The sequence below is a fragment of the Candidatus Viridilinea mediisalina genome (assembly GCF_002532535.1).
Lineage (GTDB): Bacteria > Chloroflexota > Chloroflexia > Chloroflexales > Chloroflexaceae > Viridilinea > Viridilinea mediisalina.
In genome coordinates, this window is sequence record NZ_NQWI01000018.1 from 1 (window position 1) to 11,451 (window position 11,451).

Annotated in this window: 8 protein-coding genes and 1 pseudogene; 3 read left to right on the forward strand and 6 right to left on the reverse strand. The window is 58.3% G+C overall.

From position 1 onward, the window contains the following. Positions 1 to 65: 65 nt before the first annotated feature. The 6 genes from CJ255_RS06035 to CJ255_RS06060 form a co-directional block, all read right to left on the reverse strand. The gene (locus CJ255_RS06035) at positions 66 to 2,618 is read right to left on the reverse strand and encodes a hypothetical protein (protein ID WP_097643192.1); all 2,553 of its coding nucleotides are present in this window, start codon (positions 2,616 to 2,618) and stop codon (positions 66 to 68) included. Positions 2,619 to 2,629: 11 nt separating this feature from the next. Next, positions 2,630 to 3,412, reverse strand: coding sequence for a tyrosine-protein phosphatase (locus tag CJ255_RS06040; protein WP_097643193.1), 783 nt, complete (start codon positions 3,410 to 3,412; stop codon positions 2,630 to 2,632). 103 nt (positions 3,413 to 3,515) lie between these two features. Next, the gene (locus CJ255_RS06045) at positions 3,516 to 4,184 is read right to left on the reverse strand and encodes a CpsD/CapB family tyrosine-protein kinase (protein ID WP_097643194.1); all 669 of its coding nucleotides are present in this window, start codon (positions 4,182 to 4,184) and stop codon (positions 3,516 to 3,518) included. Positions 4,185 to 4,346: 162 nt separating this feature from the next. Beyond that, positions 4,347 to 4,997 carry a YveK family protein gene (locus CJ255_RS06050; RefSeq protein ID WP_097643195.1) on the reverse strand — a complete coding sequence of 217 codons (651 nt, stop codon included), beginning with the start codon at positions 4,995 to 4,997 and terminating at the stop codon, positions 4,347 to 4,349. Positions 4,998 to 5,078: 81 nt separating this feature from the next. Then, positions 5,079 to 5,786 (reverse strand): YveK family protein, encoded by a 708-nt coding sequence (locus CJ255_RS06055; protein ID WP_097643196.1) that lies wholly within the window; start codon positions 5,784 to 5,786, stop codon positions 5,079 to 5,081. Positions 5,787 to 5,901: 115 nt separating this feature from the next. Then, the gene (locus CJ255_RS06060) at positions 5,902 to 7,014 is read right to left on the reverse strand and encodes a glycosyltransferase (protein WP_097643197.1); all 1,113 of its coding nucleotides are present in this window, start codon (positions 7,012 to 7,014) and stop codon (positions 5,902 to 5,904) included. 285 nt (positions 7,015 to 7,299) lie between these two features. On the opposite strand from CJ255_RS06060, the gene CJ255_RS06065 reads away from it, so the two are divergent. The 3 genes and pseudogenes from CJ255_RS06065 to CJ255_RS06070 all read left to right on the forward strand — a co-directional run. After that, on the forward strand, positions 7,300 to 8,319 hold the full coding sequence (locus tag CJ255_RS06065; protein ID WP_097643198.1) for a 3-oxoacyl-ACP synthase III: 1,020 nt from the start codon (positions 7,300 to 7,302) through the stop codon (positions 8,317 to 8,319). 1,279 nt (positions 8,320 to 9,598) lie between these two features. Further along, positions 9,599 to 9,670 (forward strand): annotated as a pseudogene (locus CJ255_RS24820) (hypothetical protein); the annotation flags it as partial. Positions 9,671 to 9,805: 135 nt separating this feature from the next. Next, the coding region (locus tag CJ255_RS06070; protein WP_245863216.1) for an NHL repeat-containing protein at positions 9,806 to 11,451 on the forward strand (1,646 nt) is incomplete at its 3' end.

Here is an 11,451-nt window from a genome sequence, read left to right on the forward strand (position 1 = left end):
CTTCATCCTTCATCCTTCATCCTTCATCCTTCATCCTTCATCCTTCATCCTTCATCCTTCATCCTTCATCCTTCATCGTTTTCACGGAACGGGCGTGGCAGATCGGGCAGTTCTGCACGGATAATCTGGTTGCCATTTACGACATAGAGGATCGGGCGGGGGTTGCTGGTATCAACCACGAGGCTGGTGAGGGCATCGAAATGCACAGAACTATTGGGCCGCGTCTTGACCTGTTGGATCACCCGGCCACTTGTCTTTTCTACCTGGATGATGCGTCCGTTGAGCGTATCAACGAGAAAGAAGTAGCCATCATCGGGGCCCACGCCGGTGACCGAGAAGCCGCGCACGAGGTTGATGGGTGGGTTCAACGCTTCAGGAGTAACTTCAGCCACCAATTGCCCTTGGCTAAAGATAAGAATTGTTCCGTTGGAGCGTAGCAGGTAGATACTGCCATCCACTGCCATATCTACCACGGTACTCAGGTCAATACCTGCGATACTCGCCGGATCAAGCCAATAGTCGGGCGGATCGCCATAAAAACCGGAGCGGAAGCGCAGCACTTCGTTGGGTTGAGCCCCCCAAATATAGAGGTTACCCATATATTCTTCGACATCAAGACGATCACGGGGGAACCAAATTTCACTAGCGCCCAGCTTGGAGTAGTTCCAGTTGCCACCCGACTGGAAGTAGTACCCAAAACCATTGGGCGCTTGATCAATCGCAATGACCTGATCAATGCGCCAGAGTGCCGCCCGTACCGAACCCACCACTGCCGTACCCACACCCTGGCCCGGTGTGAGGTAGGGTTGGGCCTGCCCCCCTTCACGGGGGATGCGGTAGAGCCGCCCGTTGCGCGTATCGGCATCAACGGCGTAGATGTGGTTCATATTTTCAATGACCAATGTATCGGTAACGCCTACGAGTTGGGGGGGCACGACGAGATCAATGAATTGACCAGTCTCCAATGGGTGGGTTGCAAGTACGACCGGATTATCCAAGAAATTGAGCCGTTGTACGGCGGCAAGGGCGCGTTCATACTCCCGTTGCAAATCTTGGTAGCGCAGCCAGAGCGCGGGATTGGTGTCGTTCACAGTGGGGCTGGAACGTACTTCATCAATCGCTTGGCTGGCCAATTCGAGGCTCTCCATGGCCTCAGCATCGTTAGGGGCTTCGCGTACCTGTGCGAGGCGCTGTTCGGCCACCTCGAAATATTCTATGGCCAGTTGCTGTTCGTTGGCCTGGGTGAGCATGATGCCATAGAAGATCAGCACGATCACCGTAACCACTAAGCCGAGCAGCAGTTGCCAGGGGATGGGAGCACGTAAGCGGCGGTAGGTTAGCCCTTGGCCGCGCAGCATGGGGCTTTGGGGTGGCAAGGAGTTGCGTACCCGCCGCGCTCGCCAGCGTTCTTCTATGCCCAATACGGTGCGGCGGAAGGGCAGACTGAGCCGTTCGCCCCAGGTCATGTCAATCAGTGGCTTATACTCGTAACGCGGGCGGTAGGGTCGCCCCGGCGTAAGCGCAATCGGATCGCCGAGATCAATTGGTTGCTTCAGGGCGCCGGGGGCCAGATCTTCGCCTAAGAAGGCCGAGGGCGGCAGATTCTCATGGCGTACTGGTGCGGTATCGTAGTCCTTGCGCCGCATCTGGGCATAGTGTTCATCAATGCCCGGCCCCAGATCAATCGGCGGCGGGCGCGGAATCGGCTTGGGTGAGAGTGTTGGTTGGGGCGGAAGCTGGCGCAGCGAATCGGGGGCGGTGGGTTCCGGCTGTGGCTCGTCCAATTGGGGACGCACCACGCGCAGCACGGCGCTGCCCAAGCGTTGGAGCCAACCCGCCCGCTCTGCCGGCTCGCTTGTCGCCCGCCCTGCTCCGCGTGGCAGCCGCAATGCCTGCTTCCGCACCGCTGTCACCGTCATACTCAAGGCATGGGCTTCGCCCAACTCATGGGCCGTCGCCGCTTGGCGTAACCGTTCCATCACCACTGCCGGATCGCCCTGCCGGAGCGCATGATCCAGTTCGATGCGCCCCAGCAGCGGCGCGAAGCTACTGGTGCAGAGCAACATCCCGGCCCCACTGTTCATGCTACAGCGGTAGAGTTCCGGTTCGATGAAGAGGCTGGCCCCTAACGCACCAGAGCGCACAAAGGGCGCGATGCTGACATGGGCCGGATCCCAGGAGGGATGGGTCGGCAACGCCCGCAGCCGCCCTTCGGCCAGCAGATAGGCTTGGGTCGGTGGTACTTGGGCCAGAAACAGATCAGTATCGCGCAGAATGGCGCACGATAGCCCCACAAAGACCCGCTGCTCATCGGGGAGCTTGAAGTTGTGTTCGTAGAGCGCCTTATTGGCAAGGCGAATGGCGGCACGTAGTGATGAGGTGACGCTATAGGAGCTATCACTATAAAAGCCCTGAAAGATCACGCGACGAACGATGTGGCATGCCGCGAGCGCCTGGGGGCCGGTATGATGCGCTTCAACCAGAAGGTAGAGTTGCCCCTTGCGCCTCATCGTGGCATCGAGCGCATCAGCCTCGACCAGCTTGATCAGGTCGCTCTGCTCCTCATAGGTACCCTCGACGAGTGCGAGTTGAGCGGTAAGCGTCTCTACGCGCTGCATACATCCTGCTTCTATGAACTATACCAAAAACCAAACCAGCGGCGGATCGGCTCAGGCGTAGGCAGATCAATTGGCGCATCGGCCAGGATCGCCGCTGGTGTATGCTGGGTCAAGCGAGCGGCCAGGTCTGCCCCCATGAGTTCACCGGCTACCGCATGGGCCTCGGCTAAATCGGGCATGCGCCGCAGATGCGGGCCGTGGGTGTCGGTCGCAAGGATGTGTACCATGCTATGACGCAACAGCAGTTTCGCCATGCGCTGCATCTGGTCACCCTGCCGCCCCGTCAGCGCCCCACTGGTGAGTTGCATCAAGGTGCCACGTTCAATCAGGGGAATGAGCGTGTTGGGATCGTGGCGCACAAAGCGGTAACGTTCGGGGTGGGCTAAAACAACGCGGTAGTTGGCTACCTGGAACCCAAAGATCAATTCGGCGGCTGCCTGCCGACTGATCTCAAGGGGGAACTCCAACAACAGCGCCCTACTCGTCCCATAGGTCAGCAGACGTCCCGCTTGGAGCGCATCTACAGCCTGTGCTTCGCCGTAGATTTCGGTGCCCGCCACCAACTCCAAGGCAAGACCTTCTGCCCGGATGGCGGCCTGCAACTCCGCGAAGCGCTCACGCAGCAGGGCCACGCTGTAGCGCGAATTGGCCGGAGGTATTGCACGCCCGTGGGGGGTCGTCGCTACTACCGTAATGCCATTGGCCAGCGCAGCCTGGGCAATCTCCAACGCAGCGGCGAGGCTCTGAGCACCATCGTCAAATTCATGAAGAATATGGGTATGTAGGTCAATCATGCAGCCTCAGGGATGGTTTCAGGATACGCTACCGTTTGGGGGCATGCAGCGCATCCTGATGCCGCAAACCTATTTTCTATCTTCTCGTTTCTGTATCCTGCCCTCAATATGTATAGCCCCGCTCCTGCTTGGCCCCATTGAGAACAACGCCAACAATATTGGCTTTTACCTTTTCGAGCAACTGGCGCGCCTCGCGGGCGCGGTCACGGCGCGTATGGCCCGCGTGCAGCACCAAGAGCACCCCATCCACCCGTGGGGCCAAGGCGGCGGCATCGGTCACTGCAACCACCGGCGGGGTATCGAAGAGCACGATGTCGGCGTTGGCGCTCATGCGCTCAATCATGGCCGCCATGCGCCGCGAGCCGAGCAGATCGGCGGGGCGCGGCGGCAAGGGGCCACTGGTCAGCACCTTCAAGCCGGGCACAACCGTTGCTTGGGCCGGAGGTAGATCATCGTTTTGCGCCAAGATCGCACTAGTCAAGCCCTGTTCATTGGGCAAGCCAAAGAGGGTATGTAGACTAGGACGACGCAGATCACAATCCACCACCAACACCCGCTGCTCCGCTTGGGCCATGGTCACAGCCAAATTGGCCAGCGTGGTACTCTTGCCCTCATTGGGGGCCGTACTGGTCACCAGCAGGGTGCGGAGGGGCCGATCCAAGCTGGAAAAGAGAATATTGGTACGCAACGTGCGATAGGCTTCCGCCGCAGGCGAGCCGGGGTCGCGCAACGTTACTAAGGTTGTCTCGGCGGTTGAACCATTGCTACTCAAGGGAAGTGCCTCACTTGTACGATTGCAGATTGCAGATTGCAGATTGCAGATTGCAGATTGCAGATTGGAGATTGGAGATTGGAGATTGGAGATTGGAGATTAAGGCGTTCTGAAGCCTCAACCCTATTTCCTATTTCCTATTTCCTATTTCCTGTATCCTTGCTATTCCACCGACGGGATCGCGCCAATCGTGGTTAGGCCCACAAAGCGCTCCACATCGGCGCTACTCTTCAGGGTATCATCAAGATACTCAAGCAGATAGGCCAGCAGAATGCCGAGCACGAAACCGAGAATCGCCGCAGCCATGACGTTGATGCGCGTATTGGGTTGAATACTGAGCAGGCGTGCAGGCTGAATACGCTCTACATTGATCCGGGCGGTACCCTCAAGGGTTGCGTTGATGCGATTGACCTCAGCCACAATCCGTGCGCCCACCGCATCGGCCATGGCCATGGACTGGTCGAGGCTGGGGGCATCCACTTCAATGATAATCTTCTGCTCATCGGGGCGCGGCTGAATGTTCACATCGCGCATCCAACGTTCGCCCGAAATATCAAGGCCAATACTCTGGCTCACCTGATCAAGCACACTGGGCTGCATCACCAGTTCGCGGTAGCTGTTCATCGAATTACGCAGCACAATATTGAGCCCGTTGTCGGCTTGGTTGGCCAACGCCAAATAGACCGCTTGGGAGCGGTAGGTATTCGGAAGCATTTTGCTAACGGCAAACGCACCGACACATGCGGCAGCAATGGTGAGCAGAATAACCCACCAGCGTTTGCGTAGCACAAGGAGATAATCATGGAGTTGCATGGTTTTACTCTTTCGGTATAACGCGAAGGCGCGAGACGCGAGACGCGAGGGCGCAGACCTACTTTCCTATTTCCTACTTTCCTATTTCCTAATCTCTTTCGGTATGACCACTAAGACTTCTGCGCCGATCCATTCTTCCGCCTGCTGGGTGGTGTAGAGGCGGTCGTCAAGGTAATGAGCTAGGAAGGCCAGCCCCACCCCGATGGCGAGGGCCAGGAGCATGCGGAGCCCAACCTCACCGATGAGCGCCCGGGTGCCGCCAATAGGTATTGCCGTACCCGGCGGATCGAGCAGCGCCACCTGAAGGCCGCCCGGCTGAGTTTGGCCCCAGTAGCGCAAACCGCCCTGTTCGAGCGCCTGCACCGCTGCGACAACCAGCGCCCGGGCGGACTCTGGGGTGGGAGCTCGCGCCCGCAAGGTCACCGCCCGATGGTGTACGGTAGGGCGCAAGCCATGTTGGATCTGGCTCCCCTCCAAGGGCTGCCCGGCTGCCTCCAGCAGCGGAACCAGATCGGAGGCAAACGTTGCACTGGTCAACAATGAAGGCAAATCATCAAGAATATAGCTACTCGCCGCCCATGAAGCCCCCGCAGCCAACTCAGGCAAAGCCACATCCGCATAGGTCGCCGCCCGCGCCTGGGTCACCAGCATGCGCGTCGTCACCTCATATTCTACCGGACGTTGCCAACCCATAGCCAAGCTCACGCCGCCCGTCACAAGGGGCAACAAGAGCAGCAGGGGCCAAAAGCGCAGCATAATCGCAATGTAGGTGCGTAACTGAATGGGCATGCCTTATACCAATTACCCTTGAACATGCCGCATTATCAAGAACGCTAAAGCCCATTAGGACGCCATGTTCGGCAATCTACAATCTGCAATCTACAATCTACAATCGTAAATGGTATTATCTCACTCGTTCCACCCGACCCTCTTGGCGTGCTTCCCACAGTTCATCAATCAGGTTACGCATGCGCTTAAGAAAGACCGTGCGCCCAAAACTCTCGGCGTGCCGCCGAATGAGCAACGGGTCGTAGCGATCATGTTGGCTTGTCAGGATCGCTTGGGCCAGCACATCGGCACTGGGATGGTCGAAGAAACGCCCGGTAAGCCCATTAAGCACCGTTTCGAGCGCCCCACCCGCACCATAGGCAATCACCGGACGCCCAGCCGCCATCACCTCCAAGGGAGTAATGCCAAAATCCTCTTCACCGGGGAAGATATAGGCGCGGCAGCGCGCAAAAAGTTCGTGGCGGGTCGCCTCATCAACCCAGCCCAAGAATTCCACATTGGGGCCTGCGAGCGCTTCGAGGCGGCGGCGGTCGCGGCCATCGCCAAAAATCTTGAGCGGCAGGCCAAGCTGTGTACAGGCTGCAACCGTCAACTCAATGCGCTTATAGGGAATCAGCCGCCCACCTGCCAGATAGAAATCGCCCTGAGGCTGAGGAGCATAGGGAGGCAGATCAACCGGCGGCGGAATAACCTCTGCACTGCGCCCATAGTAGCGCGCAATCCGCCCCGCAACCTCGTGAGAATTGGCCACAAAGCCATCCACCCGATGGTTGGTAGAGACGTCCCAGAGTCTAACATAGTTCAAGGCGAAGGGCAATAGCCAAGCCTGCAAGCCCTTGATCCCCTCACGTTCAATGTAGTCGCCGGTACGCCAGGCGAAGCGCATGGGCGTATGGCAGTAGCAGACGTGCAAAGCACCCGGACAGGGAATGACCCCTTTAGCAAAGGCGCTACTGCTCGACAGAATCAGATCATAGCCACTGAGATTAAAGCTCTCAAAGGCGGTTGGATAGAGCACCAAATAGCGGCGGAACTGCCGCCGCCAACCGGGAATACGTTGCATAAACGAGGTGCGAATATCCCAGGTACGATAGTAGTCCGGCATCACCTCAGGATCATAGATCGAGGTAAAGATCGGTGCGTGGGGGTAGAGATCATGGAGTGCTTCCAGCACCCGCTCGGCCCCACCATATTGATTAAGGTAGTCGTGTATGATCGCGACGCGCATAGTCGGGACCCCGAGCCTGTATCTGGGCGAACAAGGCCCATGAGGGATGGTTCGTTGCCACATTACAGTTTGCGAAGACGCGAGGACGCGAGGACGCGAAGTCTTCGCCTCTTCGCCTCACGCACCCTCGCAAGATGGTAAAGCGACCTTCTGCTTTTCTGAAACCTTCCCTTAGCCTTAAGAATAGCATAAGATCAGCAAGGCGCTGTCATCGTCGCCGTGAAGTGTGGTACGATACGGGATAGCGCTCTTGTCATTGAGATCCTATGAACGTGGAGGTTCCGCGTGCTCTTTCAGAATGTCGCCATCGAGGCGTTGAGCTATGAGCTTGCCCCGCACCGCATCAGCTCAGACTGGCTTGAAGACCAGATGGGTTCCGTTATGCAACGCATGCGTATGCCCAAGGGCCGTCTCGAGCAGCTCTCTGGTATTCAGGAGCGGCGCTTCTGGGCGCCTGGTACCCGCCCCAGTGATGCGGCGACACTCGCGGCCCGCAAGCTGTTGGCCAGCACCGATGTTGATCCCGCCCAGATCGGGATTGTTATCAATACTTCCGTCTGCCAAGATTTTCTTGAGCCTTCGACCGCATGCTTTGTCCACCGCAACCTGGGCCTTTCGCCCCACGCAATCAACTACGATCTCCGCAATGCCTGCCTTGGCTTCCTCAACGGCATGTACATTGCCGCCATGATGATCGAGAGTGGCGCAATTACCCACGCGCTCATTGTAAACGCCGAAGGCTCCCAAGATATTGTGATGGAGACGATCAAGTGGTTGCAGCGCCCTGAAACAACCGACCAAGAGTTTCGTGATAGTTTCGCAACCCTTACCCTGGGTTCTGGTGCCGCCGCGATGCTGCTCACCCATGCCAGCCTGACCAAACAGAGCCACCGGCTCAACGGGGTCGTCTCGCTGGCCGCCACCGAACACAACAACCTCTGCTTTGGCAACCCTACCTACATGAAGACCGACGCCAGCGCCCTTTTGAGCGCTGGGGTCAAATTGGCCCGCGCCACCTGGGCCCTCGCCCACGAGCGCCTGCCCAACTGGTCGGACGAAGCGATTACGCTCTACGCGCCCCACCAAGTCAGCGCCCGCCACATGACGAGCCTCGCCGATGCGCTGGGCCTCACCTACAGCAAACTCTACCTCAACTTCCAGGTACTTGGCAACATCGGCCCCGCCGCCCTGCCCATTAGCCTCGCCCAAGCCGCCGAAGCGGGTCGCCTGCAACCCGGCGATCAGATCGGGCTGCTTGGGATCGGCTCGGGCCTCAACTGCTCCATGATGAGTGTGACGTGGTGACGGAAGAACGGAAGAACAGAGGAACGGAAGAACTGAGGAACGGAAGAACAGAAGAACAGAGGAACAGCAGAACTGAGGAACAGCAGAACTGAGAAGCTAGTGGGCACGCGTTGGAGTGCCGGCTTTAGCCGGCTGAAGCCGGCACTCCAACGCCAATGTTCAGACAGCCTCTAAGGTATTGAAGATTATCCAAATGACAAATATGGTTCGAGTTTGCTGATCTTAGGTTTTGCAAATAACCAGCGCCCGAAACTGTGGCAAAAATTCAGCACATGATCCAATCGCAACAGGCACCAACGCGGGTCATCAGTACGCCCGTATTTGATTTTGCTGCCTAATTTGGCATGTGGCGGCAAGGCCGCCACATCTCAACCGGATGGGAACAAGGAGGTGTGGGGCTTTGCCTCACACCTCCTTCGTAGTGCCGACTAAGGGAAGCAGAAATTGTTAAGTATCCCAGCAGCTTGTCATGCTGAATCGTAGTGCCGACGTTAGTCGGCTGAGGTCTTTGGCTGCGATGGCAAGCCGACTAACGTCGGCACTACGTAACTGTTCAGATTTGGGGTAAGCAACTGCTGGGTGCGCGGGCCTCCGGCCCGCATGCGGGCCGGAGGCCCGCGCACCCAGGAGAAGTGTGAACACTTACTGCACTACCTACAACCGCCAGAGGCTGTCTGAAAATTCTGTGAACTGACGCTGGAGTGCCGGCTTCAGCCGGCACTCCAACGCGCGTACCCACTAGCTTTGCAGACAGCTTCTTCGCACATTGGCGACATGAAGAGGGCCATTCTAGCCCTTCCCAATGCCCTACATGCGGAAACTAGACTATACCTTTTCTATCCCTAAAGTATAGTGACATCCACAGCTTTGTGCGCTAGGCTAGAGGATGGCCAAGCCGCTTCGTTGGTGTTGGGCCAGCCCAGTTTTACCACCCGGGCCACTTTTGCCAGTGAGACGGGAATGAACAATCCGCGTAGTATTGCGATTCACGCGGCATCTAACAAAATCGGCTCTCTTGGATTTCCCGGGCTTTTATCCGGTTTTCAGCCGAAACTGTGAAAACCGCCTCTGTTTTAGCGCATCAGGAAGCCATGTCTACTGAAGCACAAACGTTTTAGCCCGGGAAATCCTAGAGAGCCACAAAATCTTTGTCGCCGATACGGTCAACCATCGTGTCTTACGCTTCGATCGTAATGGAATCCAGAGTGGGGCTGAGGCCGAGATGGTGTTTGGTCAGCCCGATTTCACTACAAAGACATCGGGACGGTCAGCGACAAGCATGCATGGTCCGGCAGGCGTGGCCGTTGATGATCAGGGCCGGCTTTGGGTCGCTGACGAACACAATCGTCGTGTTCTGCGCTTTGATAATGCAACAACCAAGACCCTAGCTGATAGACCGTCAGGCAGTACGGAAGGGATTCCCGCTGATGCCGTCTTAGGTCAACCTGCTTTTACATGTCTTTCTAGTGGTGTAAATAGATCTACAATGAACCGTCCTACTGGAGTGGCTGTCACACCTGATGGTAGCGTACTCTGGGTCGCCGATTATGCCAACCACCGCGTCTTGCGCTTCGACAATCCGGCAAGCAAAGAGAATGGGGCGGAGGCTGATGGTGTGCTCGGTCAACCCAATTACACTACGAGAAATACCACTATTACACGTAGCAGTATGATGTTTCCTATGGGGGTGGCGATTGGAGTTGATGGCAGACTCTGGGTTGCCGATACCTGGAATAATCGTGTCTTGCGCTTCGACAATGCGGCAAACAGAGCACTTGGGGTTGAAGCTGATGGTATGCTCGGTCAGAGTTCTTACACTAGCAGATCTACCACACGTATGTACTACCCTCGTGGTGTAGCGGTGGGAACTGAGGGCACGGTCTGGGTTGCTGTTTCCGAGCATCATCGTGTCTTGCGTTTCAACAATGCGGCAACCAAAGAGAATGGGGCTCCGGCTGATGGTGTTCTTGGTCAGAACACCCTTTCAACTTCAGCTTCAAGCACGACCCAGACCGGTATGCACACCCCGTTCGGCGTGGCGGTGGACGAGCTGAATAGGCCATGGGTTGCCGATTCAAGTAACCACCGCGTTCTCTTCTTCGGCCCACTGGCCAGCCTCGCTGTGAGCAATCAGGTGACGCCCACGGAGGCCAATCCAGGCGCGGCGATTACCTATTCCATCGCCTTTAGTAATACCGGATCTGCCACCACGACCAATCTGCTCATCACCGATACCATGGCGGAGCTCTTGGTTGATGAGACGGTCAGTTCCAGTGGCGTTACCCTTGTGCCACAACCGAACACGCGCTATGCTTGGGAAGTCGCCGCATTGCCCCCCGGGGCCGAGGGGCTGATTACGATTACGGGCCGTCTGGCAACCCCGCAGGCCGCCGGTAGCTTCAACAATCGCGTGCATATCACGGCGGATGGCAACCTACAGGCGCAAGCCGAGGTGAGCCTGACGGTGGCCAATGTGGCCCCGGTGGTGGATGCTGGCCCCGATCAGCAGGTCACCGCTAGTGCGGTGGTGACGCTCACCGGCACGGCCAGCGATGCCAATGGCGATGCGTTGACGATCTCCTGGCGCCAGACGGGTGGCCCCAGTGTGACGCTGCGCCCCAGCAATGCGCTCACGACCACCTTTACTGCCCCCGCAGACGCGAGTGTCCTCACCTTCACGCTGCGCGCCAGCGATGGTACGCTCAGCACCGAGGATACGGTAGTGGTGACGGTGGGCCCCGCTGCGCCGGAAGCGCCCACTATTGACAGCCCAGCGGCAGGTGCCATCGGCCCGCGCCCGACCTTCAGCGGCAGCGCCGAACCCGGCAGCACCGTGGTGGTCACCGACGCGGAGGGCGAGGAGATCTGTCGGGCCACTGCGGACGCCGAGGGTGCCTGGAGTTGTACCCCAGCGGACGATCTGCCCGAGGGTGCCACCAGCTTCAGCGTGACCGCGAGCAACGCGGGCGGCACGAGCCCGGCGGCCAGCGTCGAAGCCACCGTGGAGCACGCCCCTGAAGCGCCCACCGTCACCAGCCCGGCCCCCGGCAGCACCGTCGGCCCGCGTCCGACCTTCAGCGGCAGCGCCGCCCCCGGCAGCACCGTGGTGGTCACGGATGCCGAGGGCAACGG